Annotated in this window: 23 protein-coding genes; 11 read left to right on the top strand and 12 right to left on the bottom strand. The window is 65.2% G+C overall.

Annotation, left to right across the window (positions count from 1 at the left end):
• Positions 1 to 5: 5 nt before the first annotated feature.
• The 3 genes from E1748_RS07415 to E1748_RS07425 form a co-directional block, all read right to left on the bottom strand.
• Positions 6 to 587, bottom strand: coding sequence for a DUF3501 family protein (locus E1748_RS07415; RefSeq protein WP_133646450.1), 582 nt, complete (start codon positions 585 to 587; stop codon positions 6 to 8).
• 49 nt (positions 588 to 636) lie between these two features.
• Positions 637 to 1,974: a heterodisulfide reductase-related iron-sulfur binding cluster gene (locus E1748_RS07420; RefSeq protein WP_133646451.1), complete on the bottom strand. Its 1,338-nt coding sequence runs from the start codon at positions 1,972 to 1,974 to the stop codon at positions 637 to 639.
• 147 nt (positions 1,975 to 2,121) lie between these two features.
• Complete coding sequence (locus tag E1748_RS07425) at positions 2,122 to 2,544, bottom strand: rubrerythrin family protein (protein ID WP_133646452.1); 423 nt, start codon at positions 2,542 to 2,544, stop codon at positions 2,122 to 2,124.
• A gap of 232 nt (positions 2,545 to 2,776) precedes the next feature.
• On the opposite strand from E1748_RS07425, the gene E1748_RS07430 reads away from it, so the two are divergent.
• The 4 genes from E1748_RS07430 to E1748_RS07445 all read left to right on the top strand — a co-directional run bounded on the left by E1748_RS07430 (position 2,777) and on the right by E1748_RS07445 (position 6,336).
• A complete protein-coding gene (locus E1748_RS07430; protein WP_133646453.1) occupies positions 2,777 to 3,136 on the top strand; it encodes a DUF3564 domain-containing protein in 360 nt (119 codons plus the stop codon).
• Positions 3,137 to 3,350: 214 nt separating this feature from the next.
• The gene (locus E1748_RS07435; protein ID WP_133646454.1) at positions 3,351 to 5,126 is read left to right on the top strand and encodes a hypothetical protein; all 1,776 of its coding nucleotides are present in this window, start codon (positions 3,351 to 3,353) and stop codon (positions 5,124 to 5,126) included.
• A 192-nt stretch (positions 5,127 to 5,318) separates the two neighbouring features.
• Positions 5,319 to 6,083: a DNA/RNA non-specific endonuclease gene (locus E1748_RS07440; protein WP_133646455.1), complete on the top strand. Its 765-nt coding sequence runs from the start codon at positions 5,319 to 5,321 to the stop codon at positions 6,081 to 6,083.
• Positions 6,076 to 6,336 (top strand): hypothetical protein, encoded by a 261-nt coding sequence (locus E1748_RS07445; protein ID WP_133646456.1) that lies wholly within the window; start codon positions 6,076 to 6,078, stop codon positions 6,334 to 6,336. The genes E1748_RS07440 and E1748_RS07445 overlap by 8 nt, the downstream gene beginning before the upstream one ends.
• 16 nt (positions 6,337 to 6,352) lie before the next feature.
• Here the strand turns inward: E1748_RS07445 and E1748_RS07450 are convergent, their stop codons facing one another.
• Entirely contained in the window at positions 6,353 to 7,078 is a 726-nt protein-coding gene (locus E1748_RS07450; RefSeq protein ID WP_133646457.1) for a Crp/Fnr family transcriptional regulator, read from the bottom strand.
• A gap of 91 nt (positions 7,079 to 7,169) precedes the next feature.
• Between E1748_RS07450 and E1748_RS07455 the strand changes: the two genes are divergently transcribed.
• Positions 7,170 to 7,715: an Mpo1 family 2-hydroxy fatty acid dioxygenase gene (locus E1748_RS07455; RefSeq protein ID WP_133646458.1), complete on the top strand. Its 546-nt coding sequence runs from the start codon at positions 7,170 to 7,172 to the stop codon at positions 7,713 to 7,715.
• Between the two features lie 45 nt (positions 7,716 to 7,760).
• On the opposite strand, the gene rarD is transcribed toward E1748_RS07455, so the two are convergent.
• Positions 7,761 to 8,681, bottom strand: coding sequence for an EamA family transporter RarD (gene rarD, locus E1748_RS07460; protein ID WP_133646459.1), 921 nt, complete (start codon positions 8,679 to 8,681; stop codon positions 7,761 to 7,763).
• 574 nt (positions 8,682 to 9,255) lie between these two features.
• On the opposite strand from rarD, the gene egtD reads away from it, so the two are divergent.
• A complete protein-coding gene (gene egtD / locus E1748_RS07465; protein WP_133646460.1) occupies positions 9,256 to 10,233 on the top strand; it encodes an L-histidine N(alpha)-methyltransferase in 978 nt (325 codons plus the stop codon).
• Positions 10,234 to 10,317: 84 nt separating this feature from the next.
• On the opposite strand, the gene E1748_RS07470 is transcribed toward egtD, so the two are convergent.
• On the bottom strand, positions 10,318 to 10,614 hold the full coding sequence (locus E1748_RS07470; RefSeq protein ID WP_133646461.1) for an acylphosphatase: 297 nt from the start codon (positions 10,612 to 10,614) through the stop codon (positions 10,318 to 10,320).
• Between the two features lie 167 nt (positions 10,615 to 10,781).
• Here E1748_RS07470 and hpnA point away from each other — a divergent pair, with 167 nt between their 5' ends.
• Together hpnA and E1748_RS07480 are read left to right on the top strand one after the other, a co-directional pair.
• Complete coding sequence (gene hpnA, locus E1748_RS07475) at positions 10,782 to 11,816, top strand: hopanoid-associated sugar epimerase (protein WP_133646462.1); 1,035 nt, start codon at positions 10,782 to 10,784, stop codon at positions 11,814 to 11,816.
• Positions 11,817 to 11,906: 90 nt separating this feature from the next.
• The gene (locus tag E1748_RS07480) at positions 11,907 to 12,407 is read left to right on the top strand and encodes a hypothetical protein (protein WP_133646463.1); all 501 of its coding nucleotides are present in this window, start codon (positions 11,907 to 11,909) and stop codon (positions 12,405 to 12,407) included.
• Positions 12,408 to 12,429: 22 nt separating this feature from the next.
• Here the strand turns inward: E1748_RS07480 and E1748_RS07485 are convergent, their stop codons facing one another.
• The 3 genes from E1748_RS07485 to hpnC are packed head-to-tail and all read right to left on the bottom strand — an operon-like array spanning position 12,430 to position 15,192.
• Positions 12,430 to 13,134 (bottom strand): lytic transglycosylase domain-containing protein, encoded by a 705-nt coding sequence (locus E1748_RS07485; RefSeq protein WP_133646464.1) that lies wholly within the window; start codon positions 13,132 to 13,134, stop codon positions 12,430 to 12,432.
• Positions 13,135 to 13,147: 13 nt separating this feature from the next.
• The gene (locus E1748_RS07490; RefSeq protein ID WP_133646465.1) at positions 13,148 to 14,320 is read right to left on the bottom strand and encodes a glycosyltransferase; all 1,173 of its coding nucleotides are present in this window, start codon (positions 14,318 to 14,320) and stop codon (positions 13,148 to 13,150) included.
• On the bottom strand, positions 14,317 to 15,192 hold the full coding sequence (hpnC, locus tag E1748_RS07495) for a squalene synthase HpnC (RefSeq protein WP_133646466.1): 876 nt from the start codon (positions 15,190 to 15,192) through the stop codon (positions 14,317 to 14,319). The genes E1748_RS07490 and hpnC overlap by 4 nt, the downstream gene beginning before the upstream one ends.
• Positions 15,193 to 15,489: 297 nt before the next feature.
• On the opposite strand from hpnC, the gene ispH reads away from it, so the two are divergent.
• Positions 15,490 to 16,440 carry a 4-hydroxy-3-methylbut-2-enyl diphosphate reductase gene (gene ispH, locus E1748_RS07500; RefSeq protein WP_133646467.1) on the top strand — a complete coding sequence of 317 codons (951 nt, stop codon included), beginning with the start codon at positions 15,490 to 15,492 and terminating at the stop codon, positions 16,438 to 16,440.
• 90 nt (positions 16,441 to 16,530) lie between these two features.
• On the opposite strand, the gene E1748_RS07505 is transcribed toward ispH, so the two are convergent.
• Positions 16,531 to 17,136: an MlaC/ttg2D family ABC transporter substrate-binding protein gene (locus E1748_RS07505; RefSeq protein ID WP_133646468.1), complete on the bottom strand. Its 606-nt coding sequence runs from the start codon at positions 17,134 to 17,136 to the stop codon at positions 16,531 to 16,533.
• A 172-nt stretch (positions 17,137 to 17,308) separates the two neighbouring features.
• On the opposite strand from E1748_RS07505, the gene hpnN reads away from it, so the two are divergent.
• Together hpnN and E1748_RS07515 are read left to right on the top strand one after the other, a co-directional pair.
• Complete coding sequence (gene hpnN / locus E1748_RS07510) at positions 17,309 to 19,936, top strand: hopanoid transporter HpnN (protein ID WP_133646469.1); 2,628 nt, start codon at positions 17,309 to 17,311, stop codon at positions 19,934 to 19,936.
• The gene (locus E1748_RS07515) at positions 19,933 to 20,892 is read left to right on the top strand and encodes an MlaA family lipoprotein (protein ID WP_133646470.1); all 960 of its coding nucleotides are present in this window, start codon (positions 19,933 to 19,935) and stop codon (positions 20,890 to 20,892) included. The genes hpnN and E1748_RS07515 overlap by 4 nt, the downstream gene beginning before the upstream one ends.
• 107 nt (positions 20,893 to 20,999) lie before the next feature.
• On the opposite strand, the gene E1748_RS07520 is transcribed toward E1748_RS07515, so the two are convergent.
• Both E1748_RS07520 and E1748_RS07525 read right to left on the bottom strand, forming a co-directional pair.
• Positions 21,000 to 21,455: an acyl-CoA thioesterase gene (locus tag E1748_RS07520; protein ID WP_133646471.1), complete on the bottom strand. Its 456-nt coding sequence runs from the start codon at positions 21,453 to 21,455 to the stop codon at positions 21,000 to 21,002.
• 117 nt (positions 21,456 to 21,572) lie between these two features.
• Entirely contained in the window at positions 21,573 to 22,259 is a 687-nt protein-coding gene (locus E1748_RS07525) for a phosphorylase (RefSeq protein WP_133646472.1), read from the bottom strand.
• Positions 22,260 to 22,268 lie beyond the last annotated feature (9 nt).

Below are 22,268 nucleotides of genomic sequence, written 5' to 3' on the forward strand. Positions count from 1 at the left end.
CGCGGCTAGCTGAAATCGGCGAGCAGCGCGGTGCGCACGTCGGAGTCGATGGTCTGCACGGGCACCGGATAATTCGGGTGATCGCAGCCGATCTTCAGCGCCGCGCCGTCGTGTAGCCGCGCCTTCATCGCGGGCGTGAACTCGAAGCGCACGAAATGCACCGCCGACGTCTTCTGTGCGTTGTCGCGCTCGAGGTCTTCGTCCGCGATCGCATAGACCGGCGGCTCGCCAGCCACTTCGACGAACACGCGATCCTCGATACCGATCAGCCGCGCCAACGCCGCGTGCCGCTCGACTTCGTTCTCGTACTCGATCTGCATCGTCGCCTTCAGATTGCTGCCGTCGGGCACGAGCGGCAGATACGCTTCGAGTTCGCCCTGAATGCCGTCCTGGTCGAAAATCTTCTCGATGTGCAGCATCTCCTGGATCTGATAGCGGATCGTCAGTTCATCCTCGAACAGAAACGTCACATGGTTACCGAGCGGCACGGTGCGGCGTTTCTTGTGCTCGATGATCTGCGCGCGCATCGTCTTGCGCGCCTTCGAATAATTCTCGAGCGACAGCAGCGAATTTCTGGCGATACTCATCGGGTGTCCTCGCGATTCGGGTTTGGGTTCGGCGCAGGTGTGGGCATCGTCAGATGTCGTAGGCCTTGCGCAGCAGCGTCAACGGATGCGCGAGCTGCGCTTTCGGCAGGCCGTTCTCGTCGATGCCCTGTTCGATATGATGGCCCGCGAGCTGGCAATCCGACGAAATGTAGTCGGGCTGCGGCTGCGCCATCGCCTTGAACACCGGCGTGCCGATCTGCATCGCGGTGCGGTGAAACTCCTTCTTCACGCCGAACGTGCCGGCGTGTCCCGAGCAGCGCTCGACTACCGTCACTTTCGTATCGGGCACGAGCGCGAGCGTCTCCGATGTCTTGCGCCCAATGTTCTGCACGCGGCCATGACACGGCACGTGATACGACACCTTGCCGAGCGGCGTCTTGAAGTCGGTCTTCAGCAAGCCATCGCGATGCCGCGACACGAAGTACTCGAACGGATCCCAGAACGCTTCGCTGACGGCACGCACATCGGGATCGTCGGGGAACATCAGCGGCAGTTCGTGCTTATACATCAGCACGCAGCTCGGAATCGCGCCGATCAACGCATAGCCTTCGCGCGCGTATTTCGCGAGCACCGGCAGGTTCTTCGCTTTCTTGTCGGCGACGCCTTCGAGATTGCCCTGTTCGAGCAGCGGCATTCCGCAGCACGCTTCGCTCGCGACGAGTTCGTACGGAATGTCGTTATGCGCGAGCACCGCCAGCAGATCGTGGCCGATGCCGGGTTCGTTGAAATTCACGTAACAGGTCGCGTAGATCGCGACTTTGCCCGGCGTGCGCTCACCGTCGTTCACCTGCGTCGCGGGCGACTTCTTCGCGGCGCTGCGGAATTTGCGCGTCGCGAAGTCGGGCAACCATGCGTCCTTGTCGACGCCCAGCATCTTCTCCATCAGGCCGCGCGCAGCCGACGTGTGATTCACTGCGTTGACCGTCTGCGTGACGACCGGAATGCCCGCGAAATGGCCGAGCGCATCGGTGTTCGACAGGAAACGGTCGCGCGGCTTCACGTCGCCGCGTTTGTAGTCGATCGCTTTTGCGCGCAGCATCAGATGCGGAAAATCGACGTTCCACGGATGCGGCGGCACGTACGGGCATTTCGTCATGTAGCAGAGGTCGCACAGATAGCACTGGTCGACGACCTTGCCGAACTCGCGCTTGTCGACTTCGTGTGCCTCGCCGCCATCGGTTGCGTCGACGAGATCGAAGAGCTGCGGAAACGCGCCGCACAGCGACACGCAGCGACGGCATCCCGCGCAGATATCGAAGACGCGGGTCAGTTCCTGATCGAGCGCGTCCTGATTGTAGAAATCGTCCGAGAGCCAGTCGAGCGGATGACGCGTGGGCGCTTCGAGACTGCCTTCTTTGTGGGGCATGTTGTCAGTCTCCAATAATTTTTTTCGAGCTACGGACACACGAACTCATCCGCTGCATGCAGATATGCAAGCAGACACGCGCATGCAGCCTTGCCGCATGCGCGTGCGTGATCGGGTACGTCCCTCTATCGCTGAACGTGCGACGTGTCAGTCCACCAACGCATCGAGCGCTTTCGTATAGCGATTCGCGTGACTACGTTCGGCTTTCGCGAGCGTCTCGAACCAGTTCGCGATTTCGTCGAAGCCTTCTTCGCGCGCCGCCTTCGCCATGCCGGGGTACATGTCCGTGTATTCGTGCGTTTCGCCGGCGATCGCCGCTTCGAGATTCAGGCGCGACGAACCGAACGGCAGACCCGTCGCCGGGTCGCCCGATGCTTCGAGATATTCGAGGTGGCCATGTGCATGACCGGTTTCGCCTTCGGCAGTGGAACGGAACAAGGCGGCGACGTCGTTCTGGCCCTCCACGTCCGCCTTCGCTGCGAAGTACAGATAGCGCCGGTTTGCCTGAGATTCGCCGGCAAACGCCGCCTTGAGATTGTCCTCCGTCTTCGTTCCCTTGAGTTGCGACATCTGAGCCTCCTGAGAGCCTTGTATTGTGGTGGGGTGCGCGAGGGGATGGCCTGGCGGTCGTCTGTGCGACCGGATGAGGACGGCGAGGCGCGCGTGCCTGCACCGCGTCTTTAAATCTAGAAGCTGCGCCATGTGTTCCCAATTGTGTTTTTCAATCTAGCCGATAGTCGAGAGCTTGAATAAATCGCATCCCGTTCTACACTTCTAGACCCATGCCTCACTCGGAACAGCGATGCGCCTCACCATCCTGATCAACGGTTCCGATCCCACCGTCAACCACGATTACGCCGTGCTCTGGCTCGACACAGACGAACATCGCTGGTCGCGCGAAGCGCACGAAGGGATCGATCTTCCACCGGGCGGCGATCTGCACGACGTCGACGGTGTCACAACGCTGTGCGCACCGAGTACCGATGCGCCGCTGTGCACGTTGCGCGGTCTGTCGGTGGATCGTCGACAGCGCGTGAGTTCGGCGGAAGGTTCGGCCGACTGGGCTTCGTCACCCGCGCGTCGACCCGCGAAAGGATTCTGGCGTCTGCAGGCCGTCGATCGTCAGACGGTGCAAGCCGAACACAGGCTGTTTGGAGGCTAACGCCCGCGCATTAGCACGTGCATCAGCACGCTATGCCGCGCCGCTTTCATGCGGCTTCCAGGATCGCCGCTTGTATTGACAGGCGTCGAACAACCTCTCGATACTCCGGGCTGGTCCATTCCTGGGCCGGCTCTTCTCCGGGCTGGTCCGTCAATTCGTCGCGTGCATTGCGCCCGTTCATGCGGCGCACACGTCGATGCACGGGGAAAAACGGATGCGGCTTCGCGTCGGACAACGATCTGCCCGAGACGTCACGTTTCTACGCCGCGCGCTGGCGACGCTGGCGCTCACCTCGCTCACCTCGCTCACCTTCGCCCTGCTCCCCTGCACCGCCCACGCGGCCGCAGCGGACGATCACCCCGATCCCGATGCCTGCACGCTCGTGCAGAACGCCGACGCCGACGTCGCCGCGCTGATCGCACCAGCGCACTACGCGATGCGCGTCACGTCGAGTCATCCGGCGCCCGGCAAATCGAGTTGCGTCTGGCTCGCACATGAAAAAGGATTGACCGACGACGCGCCGCCGAGCGGCACCCTGTCGCTCGATTACTACCATTTCGCCGACGCCGCCCGCGCGCGTCGGCATACACGCGAACTCGGCGATGCGGTGCCGCCGTTCCTGACCCGCACCGACGACACCAACGACCGGCTGATCCGCGTGTCGCACGATGAAATCCTCGCGCTGCACGGCGCCGATGCGGTTGTCGTGCACGCAGAAACTGCTGCAGCGCACGCGGATCGTCCGGACTGGACCACGCGACTCGAAACGCTCGCGTTCACCGCAGCCGGCGCGCATGTACTCGGACCCGCGAACGACAAAGCCGCCGCCGATCTCTGCGCACAGATCGACCCGCAACACGTCCTAGCGCTGCTCACACTGACGCCTTCGACGCTCACCGCCGACGCGGGCAGCGCAACGCGTTGCCGCTTCGACGTGAAGGACGCATCGGGCAAACCGAACGGCTGGGTCGATAACAAAGGCGACGCCACCTTCGAGCGGTCCGATTTCGGCAATCACGCGGCCGCGCTGAAACGCCAGCATGACGACACGCCGTTCTATCCCGAGAGTCACGCGGTGCGCACTGCGGACCCGACCGATCGCGTGCTCGTCGATCCGCAGCATCCGGAGTCGGTGTCGGCGGTGCATGGTCCGTACCTTGTCGATCTGAACGTCAGTAACGCGACCGCCGCTGCGCGGGCAACGCCGGGCTGGGACTATCGCGTGCAGCGCACCGCGCTCGAAGCGGCCGGCGCGACCGTCATCCCGCAACCCGGCATGCCGCCCGATCCGGTCGTGCCCGGTCCCAATGCAACACCCGCCCCGTCCGGCTGGCATCCGGCCGCCTACACTCCACCGGCCATCGGCGTGACACTCGCACCGGTCCTGCACATGATGTGGACACTCGCAAGCTGGCGCTTCTACCTGATGCCCGCTGGCGTTGTGTTCTTCATGTTCTTTGGTGCGCTGCTGAGGCGCCGGCTGCGCCACATGCTGTGGATCATCCCGCTCGGCATTGCGCTGGTTGTGCTGAATCTGGTCGTCGGTGTCGATGTCAGCGTGCGTCTGGTTCATCGCTTCGGTGAGCAGGGGCAGGCGACGATCGTCGGCCGCTACGGCACGAGCACCGTGTACAACCATCATCATGTGATCGGCTACAACGTGCTGGTGCGTACCGCCGACGGCAAGATCGTCGAGACCTCGTTCGAGGACGACGACTTCAACGTCTATCCGCCGCACAACGCGACGACCTACCCGCAACGCGGCGACGAATTCACCGTCCGCTATCCGGCCGGCTTTCCCCACGATTTCGTGATCGTCAGCGACGACGACAGCCCATGGGCCCGGCAACTGAACTGCAGCAGACTGGCCCGCACCGCCGGCGCCGCCGCACAGAAGCAGCAATTCGCTCCAGACTCCGCAGCTTATCGCGACGCCTCCGCCGCAGCGGAACGCGCGCTGCGCGCAGCGGGCTGCGACGACGACCAATAAAAAGCCTGCGTTTAAGCGTTGCTTAAGAGTCGCTCCGTAGAGTGAAGTCTCCACGCATTAGGGTCGCCGCCAGGCGGCCCGTTTTTTTGCGTGCGATTTCTGCGTTCGACGCCTGCGCACCACGACACTCGACACTTGCACAAGCCGCAACGGCCAACGCATACTTGCGCCCCATTCATCGACGACATTCCCATGAAGAAGTGGATTATTTCGCTGCTGATCGCCGCTGCCGCACATACGGTCGCGACGACGGCCACAGCGGCACCGACCTGCACGCAATTCACACCAAACGCGCAATGGCCCGTCCTCACCAACCCGAAGATGCAGCCGAAGACGCGCATGCTCTGCTACGCGGACTTCGCCGTGCTGCACTCGGGGATCACGCACGGACCGCTGTGGTCCGCCGAACATCTGACCCGCGATCACCTCGCCACCGCACGCGACATGGTGCGCACCAACCGCTTCTTCGAGGACGCGCGGTTGCCTGAAGGCGAAGGCGCGACGCTCGCGGACTACAAACGCAGCGGCTTCGATCGCGGTCATATGAGCCCGGCGGGCAATCGCTGGACGCAGGAAGGAATGGCACAATCGTTCTCGCTCGCGAACGTCGTGCCGCAGGATCGCGTGAACAACCAGCGACTGTGGGCGCGCATCGAAACCGCCGTGCGCCGCCTCGCGACGAAATACGACGAGGCATGGGTCGTCACCGGACCGATGTTCAACGGTCAGCAGTTGCAGACCATCGGACCGACGCGCGTGCTCGTACCGACGCAGCTGTTCAAGGTCGTCTATCTGCCGTCGCGCTCGCTCGCCTTCGCGATCGTGTCGGACAACGTATCGACGAACCGCTATGACATCCGCTCGGTGCATGAGCTCGAAGCGGCGAGCGGCATCCGCTTTCCGGGCATCCCGGAAGCGTTGAAGGATCAGCGACCCGGAGGACTGAAAGGTGTTTAAAGCCTATGCGAACGATGCGGACGTGCTGAGCGTCCAGGGCGATGCGTTGACGGTGTCCAACAGCACGACGCGCGTCGTCATCAGCGGCACGCTGGAAATCGCGAAGGATAAGCGCGGACTCGACGCCGCGCTCGCGTTGAAACAGGCACTCGACAGCGTGGTCGCCGCGCTGCAGGCGCAGCCGAACCTGCCGGCACGCGTCAAGGACGAACCCGACGCGAAACCCGGCGTGACCGACAACCCGTTTAAATAACTAACGCGTACGGACCTTAGCGGGCCGGAGGATCGGCCAGTTCCGCGAGCTTGCGCGCATCGACGATCTCGATCTCCGCGTAACGCAGTTGCAGCGCGCCCTGCATCTCGAACTGCCGCAGGATCTGGTTCGTGGTCTGCCGCGACAGCGCGAGCATCATCGCGAGGTCTTCCTGCGGCACCTTCAGCACGCGCCGCAGCGTGCCGGGCTTGTCGAAACCACCCGCCATCAACAGCAGACGCCGCGCGACGCGCTGCGCGGCCGGCAGCAGCGCGGCCTCTTCGATCGCATCGAATGCGTGTCGCAGCTTCTGCGTGAGCAGCAGGCCGAACGCGTGCCACCAGGCCGGCGTGCGTTCGAGCAGCGCGGCGAGCGCCGCGCGCGGCACATGAAACAGCACCGACTCGCGCTCCGCGTACGCATCGTGCGTGCGCGCCTGGCCGTCGAACAGCGTGATCTCGCCGAACCAGTTGACCGGCTCGATCACCGCCAGCAGCGCTTCCTTCCCTGCGAAACTCGCCGCGCCGATCCGGATCAGTCCGTCGAGCACGCAATAGAGGCCATCGTCGGGATCGTTGCGCATGAAAAGCCGCTCGCCGGCTGCGAACCGCTCGACGCGGCCGGCTTGGATCAGTTCGGTGCGCAGCGCGTCGGGCGCGGCGCGGAACCACGCACTGCGGTCGAGCGTGGTAATCAGCGAAGCGCCCTCATAGGGCCCGGACGGCGTGGCATGCGAAGTCATCTGATGATTTTTCTGCCCGATTGTCGGCTAGCCGAAAGTGTGAAACCCCGATGCCCGCGATTATGATGTTTTTGGCACCGGAGCGGCACACATGAGAACGCTGACCGAACAACTCACCCAATACGCGGCCTATCACCGCGACCGCCGCAATATCGCCACGCATTTCATCGGCATCCCGATGATCGTGCTCGCGCTCGCCGTGCTGCTCAGCCGGCCGGCGTGGCCGGTCGGCGCGGGGACGATCGCGCTGTCGCCGGCGTGGGTGCTGTTCGTCGGCGCGACGCTCTACTACCTCGTGCTCGACGTGCAGCTTGGCGTGATGATGGCGATTTTCTCGGCGCTATGCCTCGCGTTCGGACAATGGCTCGCCGGCATGACGACGCTGACGTGGCTCGCGACCGGCATCGGCCTGTTCGTGATCGGCTGGATCTTTCAGTTCGTCGGCCACGCGGCTTACGAGCATCGCAAGCCGGCTTTCGTCGACGACGTGATGGGCCTGTTGATCGGACCGCTGTTCGTGTTCGCCGAAGCGCTGTTCGGTGCGGGCTGGCGACCGTCGTTGCGCGAAGCGATCGAGGCGCGGGTGGGACCGACGCGGATCAATGAGGCGGGAGCGCCGGCGCATCACGGGCAGTGAGGCGCTTCTGCGGCGCGCTCGTACAGCGCCTGGTGTAACGCGCACTCACGTCGGAGCGTTCAGGCTACGTGCGTGGCGCTCCAGCCTCACGATCCGCACCCCATGCAGCGCGGTAAGCGCGACCGCCGCCCAGATCGGCACATAGGTCGCGAGCTGTTCAGCGGATAGCGTCTCGCCAAGCAGCACCACCGATACGAGCACCAGCAGCACCGGCTCCACATAGCCGAGGATGCCGAACAGCGCCATCGGCAGCAGGCGGCTCGCGTTCAGATACGACGCGAGCGCGAACGTACTCAATGCGCCGAGCCCCGGCAGCAGCACGGCCCACAACTCGACGCGCGGCGCGACGATCGCAAGCGAACCGCCGGTCACGACGAGCACGGCGGCCACCGGGAACAGCACGAGCATCTCGCACGCGAACATGATCAGCGAGTCCGCGCCGACCTTGCGACGCAGCACAAAATACGGCGGATAACCCAGCGAGACGAGCAGCGTCGGCCACGCGAATGCGCCCGTTGCCCACAACTCGTGCGCGACGCCGAGCGCAGCACACGCGACCGCCAGCCATTGCAGCGCGTCGAGGCGCTCGCGATAGTAGAAGCGTCCGGTCAACACCATCGTCAGCGGCAGCAGGAAATAGCCGAGCGACACTTCGAGCATGCGCCCATGCAACGGCGCCCACAGAAAAACCCACAGCTGCGCGCCGAGCAGCGCAGCACTGACGAGCAACGCGAGCGCTATCCACGGTTGCGCGACGGCCCGCATCACGAGCGCGCGCAACTGCGGCAAACGTCCGCGCAGCGCGAGCAGAATCAACGCACCCGGCAACGTCCAGACAACGCGCCACGCGAAGATATCGACGCCGCTCAACGGCGCGAGCAGCGTCGCATATACGGACATCAACGCGAACAACGCAGAAGCACCGACGGAAAACGCGATCCCGCGACCGGACTCGGGACGGTTCATCGGTTGACCTGCAATGGGTGGAGAGGCGTCGTACCAACGCTCAAACGAACGGTGGAAATCGCGGCGCAGACGCGCACACGTTGGGGATGAATCATCGGTGGAATGTCTCGTGCGAGCGGCGCGATCACGGCAAACCGTGCGCGCCGTATTGTCGAATGCATGTCGAATCGGGATCAGCGCAGCATTCTAGACGGGTTCGCGCGAAGACGCGCGCACCGCTCCACGACGCGAAACGCGTCGATGTGGCAACATGAACCGTCGCTCAGCGTGAATTGGCAATCGACCGTGCAGATCCGCGCGCGATGCACTAGAACATAACTTCACGTCCTCGATGCGCGTCGCCGTCCGCCGGCCAAGCGCGTTTTTTGCTTCACCTCCAGTTCGCCCGAAGGCCATCGATACGGCCACCGGCCCGAAATCACCCTGCGTTGCCGTCCGCGAGCAACGCAACTCCGACGCAATCCCACGCAGCGCCCGTGCGCCGCGACCGCCCGCCTCATCGCTGTCGCACGAACGTCGCAGAATCGCTGGACAGCCGCCGCGCTTGTCCGCCCCGCCGATCACAGGAGAACGCATGACCCAGCCCGCCCTGTCGCCCGATCTATCCGCCAGCACCGCCGCGTTTGCCGCCGAGGTTCGCGCCGGTCTCACGCACTCGCCGCAGAAGGAGTTGCCGTCGAAGTATCTGTACGACGAAGTGGGCTCCGCGTTGTTCGAAGTCATCACCGCGCTGCCGGAGTACGGCGTGACGCGCGCCGAAGAGCGTCTGATGGCGGAGCACGCCGCCGATATCGTCGAGCAGTTGCCGCACGACGTCACCGTCGCCGAACTCGGCAGCGGCAGCGGCCGCAAGACGCGGCGCATTCTGGAGGCGCTGTGTAAAAAGCGCCCCACTTCCTACCATCCGATTGAAATTTCGCGCACCGCGCTGCAGTTGTGCCGCCGCGAACTCGGCGACATCGAGCGCATTTCGATCGTCGGTTACGAGCGCGACTATCTCGCGGGTCTCGCCGAAGTGAGCAAGAAGCGCACGCCGGGTGAACAATTGCTGGTGCTGTTTCTCGGCAGCACGATCGGCAATTTCAGCCGCCTCGCCGCGACGCGCTTCCTGCGCGATATCCGCACGATGCTCGCGCCCGGCGACGCGCTGCTACTCGGCACCGATCTCGACAAGCCGGTGCCGGTGCTGCTCGCGGCCTACGACGATCCGATCGGCGTCACCGCCGCGTTCGACCTGAATCTGCTCGCGCGCATCAACCGCGAACTGGGCGGCGATTTTCCGCTCGATGCGTTCGAGCACGTCGCGCGCTTCAATCGCGACGCGCGCAGCATCGAAATGCATCTGCGTGCAACGCGTCATGTGACCGCACAGGTGCGTGCCGCGCAACTCACGGTGACGCTCGAAGCCGGCGAAACGATCTGGACCGAGAGCAGCCACAAGTACCGCGTCGAAGAAGTCGATGCGATGGCGCACGACGCGGGGTTCGCGTGCCGTAGCCAGTGGCTGGAAGAGGATTGGGGATTTGCTGAAAGTCTGCTGGTCGCGCGCTGAAGCTGAAGTTCGACGCGGCGTAACGTGAAATGAAGTGATCGAACCGCAAGGCCCGCGACGTGCAAGTCGCAGGCCTTGCCGCATTCACTGCTGCTGAAAGCGCTCGAAGCGTCTTTCGGTGAGGCGTTCCTCGCTAGCCACGTCGCTGACGCGCGCAGCCGGCGGTCCGTGGCGCAACCACGACAGCATCCGGTCGACCTGATTGGCCGTGCCCTGCAGCATCGCCTCGACCGAGCCGTCCTCGAGATTGGCGACCCAGCCGCGAATGCCGAGCGCGTGCGCCTGACGCACGGTTGCGTGGCGAAAGCCGACGCCCTGCACGAGCCCGTGCACTCGCACGTAATACGTTTCGATCCGTGAATCCAGATCCGGGCCACTCATGACCGCCTCCTGTCGTCGGAATTTCAAGCCGGCATTCTAGTCGCGTCGCGGCAGGTGTGCGCACCGATGTGCTCGCGTATGTCTTCACGGAGATCCGCGCACGTCACCGCGCGGCCGCGCCAAGCCACGTACAATCCGACGATTTCCACGCCACCCTCGAAAACAGAATGACCGATCAGACTCGCGATCTCGTGCTTATCACCGGCGCCTCGGGCTTCGTCGGCTCGGCGGTTGCGCGCATCGCGCTGCAAAAAGGCTTCGCCGTGCGCGTGCTCGTGCGCGCGACGAGTCCGCGTCGCAACGTCGAAGCGCTCGACGCGGAAGTCGTCGTCGGCGACATGCGCGACGAAGCATCGATGCGTGTCGCGCTGCGCGGCGTGCGTTATCTGCTGCACGTCGCCGCCGACTATCGTCTGTGGGCACCCGATCCGCTCGAAATCGAGCGTGCGAATCTCGAAGGCGCCGAAGCGACGATGCGCGCGGCGCTGAAGGAAGGCGTCGAGCGCATCGTGTACACGAGCAGCGTCGCGACGTTGAAGGTGACGAATTCGGGCGCCTCCGCCGACGAAACGTCGCCGCTCACGCCCGAACGCGCGATCGGCGTCTACAAGCGCAGCAAGGTGCGCGCCGAACGCGCAGTCGAACGGATGATCGCCGAAGACGGTTTGCCCGCAGTGATCGTCAACCCGTCGACGCCGATCGGTCCGCGCGACGTGAAGCCGACGCCGACCGGCCGCATCATCGTCGAGGCGGCGCTCGGCAAGATGCCCGCATTCGTCGATACGGGTTTGAATCTCGTGCACGTCGACGATGTCGCGGCGGGTCATTTCCTCGCGCTCGAACGCGGCAAGATCGGTGAGCGCTATATTCTCGGCGGCGAAAATCTGCCGCTGCAAACCATGCTCGCCGATATCGCCGCGCTCACCAATCGGAAAGCACCAACGCTCGCGCTGCCGCGCTGGCCGCTATATCCGCTTGCAGTCGGCGCGGAAGCGGTCGCGAAAATCACGAAGCGCGAACCGTTCATCACCGTCGACGCGCTGCGGATGTCGAAGAACAAGATGTACTTCTCGTCGGCGAAGGCGGAGCGCGAGCTGGGTTATCGCGCGCGGCCGTATCGCGAGGGCTTGAGCGATGCGCTCGAGTGGTTCAGGCAGGCGGGGTATCTCGATACGCGCGGGGCACGCGCAAATGCGGGATAAAAGCGCGTGCTAAAAGCGGTAAGCATTTTGTTACAGCGTCGGCGAGATCGCAGCGGGTAAAATCGCGGGTCCTACCCGAGAACCAATCGCATGAATCTTGAAGAACAGATCGGCGCGCTCTCAGCAGGCGTCGATCAGCTCAACCAGCTTGTCGAGGCCGCTGCTGTACCGCTTGCTCAACCTGAGCACACCACGCCCGAGCCCGAATCCGCGCCCGCGGCTAACGATGCGTCCGACGCATCCGCCGCCGAACCCGCTGCCGACGAAAAACCCACGCTCGCAGTCGGCCGCCCTACGCGCGACGAAATCACGCTGACCATCGGCGGACAAACCGTATCGCTGCATCCCACGCAGATCGGTCAGTTGATCGAAGAACTGGCGAACGCGCGCGCGTCGATGCAACCTGAGCCGCCGGCAAACCTGCCGTCGGGCTGGCGTTTCGTATCGACGAAGAATCCGGTGATGGCGGTGCAGAAGCAGTCGAACGGCGACCGTCTGCTGGTGATGCGTCATACGGGTCACGGCTGGGTGCCGTTCACGTTCTCGCCCGACATGGTGCTTCAGCTGTACGCACTGCTCACGCAACGCTGAGCATTCGACACGGTCAACGCGCTCAACGCGACGCGGAACCGCCGGACGGATTCATCGCGCCGAGCGCAACGGGCAGCCCTTGCGCGCCGGAAGCATTGCCTTGCCAGATCACCGGCCCGACGCAGAAGTCGGTCCAGCGCGCGTCGCACGCACCGGGTCGCACCGCATCGGACATGACGGCCGGCATCAGCGGCTGTGTCGCATCGGCAGGCGGCACGTCGCCGACGACGCCCGCGAACGCCTGCACGCGCTTGCTCACTTTCTCGGCATACGCCTGCGAGCCGCCGTACGATTTCAGCGCCGCATTCAGATCGCCGCCGGCCGAGCGCCGGTAGCCGTACAGAATCGCCGAACCCACTTCAATGTTGGTGTCGGGCTGCGTCAGATCCTTCACGTTCTTCAGCAGATTGCGGTGCGCAGAGGGCACGACCTGCATCAGACCGGTCGCGCCGTTCGTCCCCTTCGCCTTTTCCTTGAAACGCGATTCGATCGAGATGATCGCGAGCAGCAAGGCCGGCGGCAGCGCGTATTTCTCCGACGCGGTGCTCACCGCTTTCGCGATCTGCTCCGCTTTATCCTTCGCGACGCCGAACTTCTGCGTCAGATAGCTGGACACGCGCTGCCGTTCGGTTTCCTGTGCCGCTTCCTTTGTCTTGTCGTCCGCCTGCGCGACATGCACGAGACCGAGCAGGAGAGCGAAGACGAAGGTGCGGGACAGGCGGTTCATCGGCGGAACTCCGTCACCGTTCCTGCACCGGCGCCTGCACGCGCGCCTTCCACTGACCGCCCTTGCCGCGCCAGTAACGCACGGCCGAAGCGAACGTCGCGCCCACATAGAACAGCGCGATCAGCGGCAGGAACGGCGCCCACAGCGGCGAGCGTCCGTAGTAGCGCAGCATCGGCGCGTACGCGCAGCACATCGCGGCCCACGCGAGCCATGCGGGAAGACCGGTCGGCCCCAGCGTCAGCGCGGCAACCGGCGGCACGAGATAGATGATCGTCATGCCGGCCAGCGTGCCCGCGAGCAGCAGCGGCGAATAGCGCAGCTGCGTGAATGCGGTGCGCGCGATCATGTTCCAGATGTCGCGCCAGCTGTCGTACGGACGCAGCGACACGCTGCGCGCGGCGACGTCGAGCCGGATCGGATGCCGCCCGCTGCCGCGATGCTTGATGCGCGCGGCGAGACTGCAATCGTCGATGAGTTCGGCGCGAATCGATTCGATGCCGCCCGCTTCCTCGAGTGCCGTGCGGCGCACGAGCATGCAGCCGCCGGCCGCCGCCGCCGTCCGGTTGCGCGGGTTGTTCACCCACTTGAACGGATACAGCTTCGCGAAGAAAAACACGAACGCCGGAATCAGCGCCTTTTCCCAGAACGAATCGCAGCGCAGCCGGACCATCAGCGACACGAGGTCGCGCTGCTCCGCGTCGGCGCGCGCGACGAGTTGCGTGACGGCGTCGACGGGGTGGCCGATGTCGGCGTCGGTGAGCAGCAGGAAGTCGGCGGGAAGGTTGTGCGTGCGCACCGCTTCGATACCCTGCGACTGCGCCCACACCTTGCCCGACCAGCCCGGCGGCAACGGCTTCGCGGTGAGGACCGTCAGGCGGTCGGGACACTGCATCTGCAACGCGACCGCGCGGGCCGCGTCGGCGGTGCCGTCGGTGCTGTGATCGTCGACGACGACGACGTGAAACGCGCCGGCATAGTCCTGCGACAGCAGCGAAGCGACCGCCTGCGCGATCACGTCCACCTCGTTACGCGCGGGCACGACTGCGGCGACCGCGGGCCACGCGTCGCGCGGCGGCACGACGAGCGTGGGCGCCGGGCGAGCGCGCCAGAAACCGCCGCGTGCGACCAGCAGCACGCACCAGATCAACAGCGACAGACACGACAGCGCGAAGAGAATCAGAGTCATACGCTGCCCTCGATCGAAGGCGCACGCACGCAGACGCGACGCGACAGCCGCATCGCAAGCGTGCGCGTCGCGACGACGCACCAGTCGAACGCGCCGAGCGTCGGACGACGGCGAAACACGTCGTAGCCGGCTTTTTCGATGCGCTCGAGAATGCGCAACGCGCCGTGCACGACAGTACTCAGCCCGAGGCCGAAACGCCCCGGCAACCGCAGCGCGAGCGGTGCGCCGCGCACGATCATCGCGCGTGCGTGGGCGACCTCGTGGGCCATCAGCGCGCGCCACGCATCGTCGACGATGCCCTGCGCAATCTGCGCCTCGGTCACGTTGAAGCGCACGAGATCGGCTTGCGGCAGGTACACGCGGCCCTTCTTCCAGTCGCCGGCGACGTCCTGCCAGAACGTGATCAGTTGCAGCGCGGTGCAGATCGCATCGGAGTCGGCGAGATTTTGCGGCGTGGCCGCGTCGGACAGATGCAGCATCAGATGCCCGACCGGATTCGCCGAACGCCGGCAATAGTCGAGCAGCGCGGGCCATTCGGCGTAACGCGGAGTGTCTATGTCCTGATCGAACGCGGACACCAGATCGTAGAACGGCTGCAGCGGCAGCTTGTATTGCGCGACGACGCCGGCCAGCTTGTCGAACAGCAGCGGATGAACCGGCGCGGTGTGGCCGGCCGCTACTGCGTCGAGCCCGGCGCGAAAGTCCGCGAGCCGCGTGTGGCGCTCGGCCGGGCTCCAGTCGCCTTCGTCGGCGATATCGTCGGCGGTGCGCGCGACGCGATAGATCACACCGACCGGTGCCCGCAACGCCTTCGGCAACAACACGCCGGCGGCGGGAAAGTTTTCGTGGTGATCGTGGTGATCGACTTCCATCCAGCGAGCCTCAAATCCAATCAGTCAATCGGTAATGCGGCTGTAAGAGAAAACCGCAGGGCCGTCTAGTTTAAGGGTTCCAGAGGCCTGGCGCATGCGTCGCGGATGACGTTCGACCGTCGTCGCGGGCACCGGGGCCACCAGAGCAAAGCCTTCCCGATAGCGTTAGAATGCGCGTTTAGTTTTCGGCAGCCGGCTGCTACACCGGCGTCAGAACATCAATCAATAGATGATCGCGGCGAGAAAGCTGGCTTGCCGGCTCCTTCGAAACCCGCGTCAGTCGGAGTTCGCCAGCCTATGCGAGTCATCCTTGCCCAGCCCCGCGGCTTTTGTGCGGGCGTGGTCCGCGCAATCGAAATTGTCGATCGCGCGCTGCTGCAACACGGCGCGCCCGTGTACGTGCGCCACGAAATCGTTCACAACCGTCACGTCGTCGACAACCTGCGTCAGAAAGGCGCGCGCTTCGTCGAAGAACTCGACGAGGTGCCCGAAGGCGCCGTCGCGATCTTCAGCGCACACGGTGTCGCACAGACTGTCGAACGCGCCGCCGAACAACGCGGCCTCGACGTGCTCGACGCAACCTGCCCGCTCGTCACGAAGGTCCACGTGCAGGGTCGTCAGTACGTTTCCGCCGGCCGCACGCTGATCCTGATCGGCCACGCGGGCCACCCGGAAGTCGAAGGGACGGTCGGCCAGATTCCCGGCAAGGTCATCCTCGTGCAGAGCGAGGCCGAGGTCGCGACGCTCGATCTGCCGCTCGATACGCCGCTCGCCTATGTCACGCAGACCACGCTGTCGGTCGACGACACGCGCGGCATCATCGATGCGCTGCTCACGCGTTTCTCCGACATCGTCGGCCCGGATACCCGCGACATCTGCTACGCGACGCAGAACCGCCAGGCGGCGGTGCGCGAGCTGAGCACGCAGGTCGACGTGCTGCTGGTGGTCGGCGCGACGAACAGCTCGAACTCGAACCGGCTGCGCGAGATCGGCAGCGAAACCGGCGTGCCGAGCTACCTCGTCGCGGACGGCTCGGAAGTGAAGCCGGAGTGGTTTGCGAACGCGCAGACGGTCGGCATCACGGCGGGCGCGTCGGCACCGGAAGAAATGGTCAAGCATGTGATCGATGCGCTGCGCGCGCTCGGTCCCGTCGATGTGACGACGATGGCCGGCCGCGAAGAGAAGGTCGAATTCAAGCTGCCGTCGAAGTTGATGCAGCCGATCGCCGCGCGCGCGGAGCAAGCGTAAGTTTTTCGCGCAGCCGATAAAAAAGAGCGCGACGGCTCTGGCCGTCGCGCTCTTTTTGTTTGATGCGAGCGTGTTGCGCTGGGCCTGACGTCAGCCCGCGCTGCGCGCGTTGTGCGCGATCAAGAACTTGATCAGGCCATCGACGCCGCCTTTCGCGAGCTGGTCTGCGAATTGCGTCTGGTACACCTGAATCAGCCACGCGCCCATCATGTTGATGTCGTAGACCTTCCAGCCGGTCGCCGTTTTCGTCAGGCGGTAGTCGATCGAATCGTCGCCGCCGTTGCTGATCACATGCGACTGGACGACCGCATCTTTCGCGGTGGCCGGCACGTTGACCGGCAGGAAGCGAAACTTGACGTCCTGGTCGCGCAGCTGGGACAGCGACGCGGCATACGTGCGCACCAGCAGCAACTGGAACTGCTCGTACAGCTGCTTTTGTTGATCGGGCGTGGCCGTGGTCCAGGCCTTGCCGATGGCGATCCGTGTGGTGCGCTGGAAGTCGGTGGCCGGGACGAAATGCGTTTCGACCACCTGAGTGATCTTCGCCATGTCGCCGCCGCGCGCCTGCGGGTCCGCCTTCATCGCGTTGACCGTGCCTTCGACGGCGCCCTTCACGATGGCGTCGGGAGCGCTTTGCGCGAAGGCGCTGGTGGAAATCAGCGCCGCAATCAGGAATGCAGGGAAATAACGTTTCATACGCTCGCCAGAACAGGAAAAAAGGCGCCGGTCGACCGAGGGCCACCGGCGCAAACCAGTATACCGGCTTTGCCCGCGGGGCCTCGCAGCCGCCAACGACGGCTACCGGTGCCGCATCGGTATACTTGTGCCCTCCCAACCACGCAGTCCGCGACCAGGCCTCTTTCGCCTAATGCTCAAGTCCTCGATCGTCCGTCTCGTCGCCGCATCGGTACGCCATCCGCTGCAGGTCATCGCGCTCTCGCTGGCTCTCGCCGTCGCAAGCGGCTACTACGTCGCCCATCACTTCAAGATCAACACCGACATCAGCCGGCTGATCGATACGGACAAGAACTGGTCCGCGCTCAGCGATGCGATGGACACGGCCTTTCCGCAACGCGGCGACACCGTGCTCGTCGTGGTCGAGGCGCAGGCGCCGGAATTCGCGGATGCCGCCGCCAACGCGCTGACCGCCGCCCTGCGCAAGGACACGCGTGAATTCGCCGCCGTGTCGCAACCGGCAGGCGGTGCGTTCTTCGAACACAACGGGATGCTGTTTCAGTCGTTGAAAGACGTCGACTCGACGACTTCGCAGCTGGTTCAGGCGCGTCCGCTGATCAATACCCTTGCCCACGATCCGAGCCTGACCGGTCTCGCCGGCACGCTCAACACGACGCTGCTGCTGCCGCTGCAGATCGGCCAGGTGAAGCTGCCCGACATGAGCCGTCTGCTGTCGCAAAGCGCGACCACGCTCGATCGCGTGCTGGCCGGTCAGCCGGCGGCGTTCTCGTGGCGCGCGCTGGTCGACAAGGGCGTCGCGACGAATCCCGCGCGCGCGTTCGTCACGGTGCAGCCGGTCGTCGATTACGGTGCGCTCGAACCGGGCGCGCGTGCATCGGCGGCGATCCGCGCGACCGCCGCGTCGCTCGATCTGACCGCGCGCTACGGTGCGCAGGTTCGCCTGACCGGCGCACAGCCGCTCGCCGACGAAGAGTTCGCGTCAGTCGAGGACGGCGCCGCGCTGAACGGCATCGTGACCGCGTTCGTCGTGCTGGTGATCCTGTGGCTCGCGCTGCGCTCGGGCAAGCTGATCGTCGCGGTCTTCATCACGCTGTTCGTCGGGCTCGCGATCACCGCCGCGCTCGGGCTAATGATGGTCGACGCGCTGAACATGATCTCGGTCGCGTTCATGGTGCTGTTCGTCGGGCTCGGGGTCGACTTCGGCGTGCAGTTCGGCGTGAAGTATCGCGAGGAGCGCCATCGCGACGACCGGCTGCCGGCCGCGCTGGTCAACACCGCGTACAGCATCGGCGTGCCGTTGACGCTCGCGGCGATCGCCGTCGCGGAAAGCTTCTTTTCGTTTCTGCCGACCGCGTATCGCGGCGTGTCGGAGCTCGGCAAGATCGCGGGCGTCGGGATGTTCGTCGCGTATCTGACCAACATGACGCTGCTGCCCGCGCTGATCAAGGTGCTCAATCCGCGCGGCGAGGCGGCTTCGCCCGGCTTCCGGCAACTCGCGCCAGTCGACGATTTTCTCGACAAGCATCGCAAGCCCGTGCTGATCGGCACGCTGATCGTCGTGATCGGCGCGTTGCCGCTGCTCACGCATCTGCGCTTCGACTTCAACCCGCTGCATCTGAAAGACCCGCATACCGAATCGATGGCGACGCTGCTGTCGCTGAAGGATTCGCCGGAAGCCGCCGTCAACGACGTGCACGTGCTCGCGCCGTCGCTCGCGGACGCGGACCGGATCGTCGCGCATCTGTCCACATTGCCTGAAGTGGGTCGCATCACGACGCTGGCCACTTTCATCCCGCCCGACCAGCCGCAAAAAATCGCACTGATCGGCAACGCCGCGCAACTGCTGCTGCCCGCGCTCACGCAGACACCCGCGCCGCCCGCCACCGACGCGATACGCGTCGCGGCGCTCAAGCGCGCGGCGAACCAGCTGTCGCTCGCCGCGGACGACCATCCCGGCCCGGGCGCGGCCGAAGCGCAGCATCTGTCGGCGACGCTCGCGAAACTCGCCGCCGCCGACGTCGCGACCCGCGACCGCGCCGAAAAGGCGATGTCCGAGCCGTTGAAGCTCGCGCTCGCGCAACTGGCCACGCTGCTGCAGCCCACGGCGATCACGCGCGAGACGCTGCCGCCGACGCTCGCCCGCGACTGGATCGCGCCCAACGGCCAGGCGCTCATCGACATCTCGCCGAAGATCGCACCGGGAGCAGACCCCGGCGACGACACCGTGCTGCGCCGCTTTGCGCATGCGGTGAAGGCGGCGGAACCCGGCGCGATCGGCGGGCCTATCTCCATCCTGCATTCGGCCGACACGATCATCAAGGCGTTCCTGCAGGCCGCCTGCTGGTCGGTGCTGTCGATCACGATCCTGCTATGGCTCACGCTGCGACGTTTCGGCGACGTGCTGCGCACGCTGATTCCGCTGCTGGTATCGGCGATCGTGACCCTTGAGCTTTGCGTGGTTTTCGGCATGCCGCTCAACTTCGCGAATATCATCGCGCTTCCACTGATGCTCGGCGTCGGCGTCGCGTTCAAGATCTACTTCGTGATGGCATGGCGCAGCGGCCAGACTGGCCTGCTGCAGTCGAGCCTCACGCACGCCGTGATGTTCAGTGCCGCGACCACGGCGACCGCGTTCGGCAGCCTGTGGCTGTCGCACCACCCCGGTACGTCGAGCATGGGACGATTGCTGGCGCTGTCGCTGCTCTGCACGCTGATCGGTGCGGTCGTGTTCCAGCCGGTGCTGATGGGCAAACCGCGCGCGAAGCGCGTCACCAAACAATTGCAAGGGATTGACGGATGAAGATGCAAAACGCCGCTGTGGCGCTGCTCGCCGCGAGCCTCGTCACCGGCTGTGCGACGGGCCCCAACCGCAAGCCGGGCGACCCGTTCGAACCGGTGAACCGCGCGATCTTCAAGGTCAACGATACGATCGACCAGAACATCGCCGTCCCGGTCGCGAAGGGCTACGAGAAAGTGACGCCGCAACCGATCCGCACGGCGATCAGCAACTTCTTCTCGAACCTCGGCGACCTCAGCAATGCGGCAAACAACCTGCTGCAGCTGAAGATCACCGACGCGACCGAAGACATCATGCGCTTCGCGTTCAACTCGACGTTCGGGATCGGCGGCCTGCTCGACTGGGCGACGCCCGCCGGCCTGCCGAAGCACAACCAGGACTTCGGCCTGACGCTGGGTCACTGGGGCGTGCCGGCCGGCCCGTACCTCGTGCTGCCGCTGTTCGGGCCGAGTTCGGTTCGCGACGGCATCGGCCTCGCGGTCGACGTGCGGTTCAATCCGCTGAACTACATGGAGCCGGCGTTGCGCAATCCGCTGTATGTCGCGCAGTTCGTGAGCAAGCGCTCCGATCTGCTCGGCGCGTCGGATCTGCTGCAGGCGGCCGCGCTCGACAAGTATTCGTTCGTTCGCGACGCGTTCACGCAGCAGCGTCGCGCGCGTGTGGAGCAAGGTGGTGCGACGGCGGCGCCGCTGCCGGATTATGGCGATCCGGATGCGCCGGGCGCGGCCGCGCCGGCTTCGGGTGTGGCGCCTGCGGGTGCGGCGGGTGTGCCCGATTACGCGGATCCGGGTGAAGGTGCGAGCGAGCCGGCTGCGAAACCGGCAGCAGGGGCGAGTTCGCCTGCGAGCAGCAACAGTAGCAACGGCAGTGCGCAACCGCCGGCCAACGTGCCGAACTACGCCGATCCGGGCGATGCGGCGAGCAGCCCGACACCTGCGTCGACACCGGCTGTGCAGTAACGTACTGTCTGTCGGAGAATGCAAAAGGCCCGGCAAGCTCGATGAGCTTGCCGGGCCTTACTTTTTCGCGTTCTGTTTCGCGCATCGCCGGTCGCGATGTGCAGCGGTCAATGGACGGTGTCGGCTTCGACGGGCGACGTTTCTTCCACCAGATCGACGGCTGCCGAGTCGTGGCGCTGCGCAAACGCCTCGTCCGCATAGCGAATACGCGTCTGGCCGTGCGGCGCAGGATTGCCCTGTTCGTCGAGATTCACGAACACCATCTTCTCGACGGTCAGGATGCTCTTGCGCGTGATCTTGTTACGCACTTCGCAGCGCAGCGTCAGCGACGTGCGGCCGAAGTGCGTGGCGGTCATCCCGAGTTCGATGATGTCGCCCTGACGCGCCGAGCTGACGAAGTTGATCTCCGACATGAACTTGGTGACCACGCGCTGATTGTCCAGCTGGCAGATCGCGTAGATCGCCGCTTCCTCGTCGATCCAGCGCAGCAGGCTGCCGCCAAACAACGTGCCGTTCGGGTTCAGGTCTTCGGGCTTGACCCATTTGCGGGTGTGGAAATTCATGGCTCCGTCCGTGCGGTGAGGCGATCGGCGTGCGGCGACCGATCCAAGGTTAACGCCAGCATTATAACGGAGATAAGGGTTTTCCCTAGACTATCAAGATGTGGGCTTGATTAAAGATCACCGCAGCGGCCGGAACGCGTCGTCCCGTTCGAGCGCATGACGCGCCTGGATCAGCGATGTCTTCGCGGCGCGCGCATCGCCCGCGAGGCGGATCAGCGCGCCGAGCTGCGACGGCTGGCGGATCAGTTCGCGCAGGATCGGCGCGAGCGCGGTGGTGCCGTCGTCGCGCAGACCGGCCGTTGCGGCAGACGGCAGCGTCGTCGCTGCCGGATCGACGACCGCGCGGCACACTGCGAACGGCAGCCCATGCGCGGCTGCGATCGCGCCGGCGAGGTGCGATTCCATATCGACGGCGAGCGCGCCCGACGAACGATGCAGCACAGCCTTGTCGGCGGCACTGACGAGCGGCGCCGTCACCGCCGCCTGCAGGCCACGCCGCAGACGCGCGCCCAGCGGCGTCGCGGCCAGCGACGCGGCGATCTGTTCGCTCCACAGTGGATCGGTCACGAGGCGGCCGAACGGCCCCTCGACGGCATCGGCGACGATCAGCGTGCCCGGCACGAGCGACGGATCGAGACCGCCCGCCGTACCGAAGCTGACGATGCCCGCGCAGCCGCGCGCCACTGCCTCGCTCAGCGCACGCTCGAGCAGATCGGCGCGTGCCGCGTACACCGCGTCGACACCGGCGCCGCGCGCGATGCGCGCCTCGAACGCCATGCCGGTCACCGCGATGACGGGCAGCATGCCGCCGTC

Source organism: Paraburkholderia flava (assembly GCF_004359985.1).
GTDB classification, from domain to species: domain Bacteria; phylum Pseudomonadota; class Gammaproteobacteria; order Burkholderiales; family Burkholderiaceae; genus Paraburkholderia; species Paraburkholderia flava.

Bases quoted from the DNA above. Each gene is read 5' to 3' on its own strand.
- E1748_RS07425 (WP_133646452.1), bottom strand. From the start codon at position 2,544: ATGTCGCAACTCAAGGGAACGAAGACGGAGGACAATCTCAAGGCGGCG.
- E1748_RS07485 (WP_133646464.1), bottom strand. From the start codon at position 13,134: ATGAACCGCCTGTCCCGCACCTTCGTCTTCGCTCTCCTGCTCGGTCTC.
- rarD (WP_133646459.1), bottom strand. From the start codon at position 8,681: ATGAACCGTCCCGAGTCCGGTCGCGGGATCGCGTTTTCCGTCGGTGCT.
- E1748_RS07435 (WP_133646454.1), top strand. From the start codon at position 3,351: ATGCGGCTTCGCGTCGGACAACGATCTGCCCGAGACGTCACGTTTCTA.
- E1748_RS07515 (WP_133646470.1), top strand. From the start codon at position 19,933: ATGAAGATGCAAAACGCCGCTGTGGCGCTGCTCGCCGCGAGCCTCGTC.
- E1748_RS07455 (WP_133646458.1), top strand. From the start codon at position 7,170: ATGAGAACGCTGACCGAACAACTCACCCAATACGCGGCCTATCACCGC.
- E1748_RS07415 (WP_133646450.1), bottom strand. From the start codon at position 587: ATGAGTATCGCCAGAAATTCGCTGCTGTCGCTCGAGAATTATTCGAAG.
- E1748_RS07490 (WP_133646465.1), bottom strand. From the start codon at position 14,320: ATGACTCTGATTCTCTTCGCGCTGTCGTGTCTGTCGCTGTTGATCTGG.
- E1748_RS07480 (WP_133646463.1), top strand. From the start codon at position 11,907: ATGAATCTTGAAGAACAGATCGGCGCGCTCTCAGCAGGCGTCGATCAG.
- E1748_RS07525 (WP_133646472.1), bottom strand. From the start codon at position 22,259: ATGCTGCCCGTCATCGCGGTGACCGGCATGGCGTTCGAGGCGCGCATC.
- E1748_RS07470 (WP_133646461.1), bottom strand. From the start codon at position 10,614: ATGAGTGGCCCGGATCTGGATTCACGGATCGAAACGTATTACGTGCGA.
- E1748_RS07430 (WP_133646453.1), top strand. From the start codon at position 2,777: ATGCGCCTCACCATCCTGATCAACGGTTCCGATCCCACCGTCAACCAC.
- E1748_RS07450 (WP_133646457.1), bottom strand. From the start codon at position 7,078: ATGACTTCGCATGCCACGCCGTCCGGGCCCTATGAGGGCGCTTCGCTG.
- egtD (WP_133646460.1), top strand. From the start codon at position 9,256: ATGACCCAGCCCGCCCTGTCGCCCGATCTATCCGCCAGCACCGCCGCG.
- hpnN (WP_133646469.1), top strand. From the start codon at position 17,309: ATGCTCAAGTCCTCGATCGTCCGTCTCGTCGCCGCATCGGTACGCCAT.
- hpnC (WP_133646466.1), bottom strand. From the start codon at position 15,192: ATGGAAGTCGATCACCACGATCACCACGAAAACTTTCCCGCCGCCGGC.
- E1748_RS07505 (WP_133646468.1), bottom strand. From the start codon at position 17,136: ATGAAACGTTATTTCCCTGCATTCCTGATTGCGGCGCTGATTTCCACC.
- E1748_RS07520 (WP_133646471.1), bottom strand. From the start codon at position 21,455: ATGAATTTCCACACCCGCAAATGGGTCAAGCCCGAAGACCTGAACCCG.
- hpnA (WP_133646462.1), top strand. From the start codon at position 10,782: ATGACCGATCAGACTCGCGATCTCGTGCTTATCACCGGCGCCTCGGGC.
- E1748_RS07420 (WP_133646451.1), bottom strand. From the start codon at position 1,974: ATGCCCCACAAAGAAGGCAGTCTCGAAGCGCCCACGCGTCATCCGCTC.
- E1748_RS07440 (WP_133646455.1), top strand. From the start codon at position 5,319: ATGAAGAAGTGGATTATTTCGCTGCTGATCGCCGCTGCCGCACATACG.
- ispH (WP_133646467.1), top strand. From the start codon at position 15,490: ATGCGAGTCATCCTTGCCCAGCCCCGCGGCTTTTGTGCGGGCGTGGTC.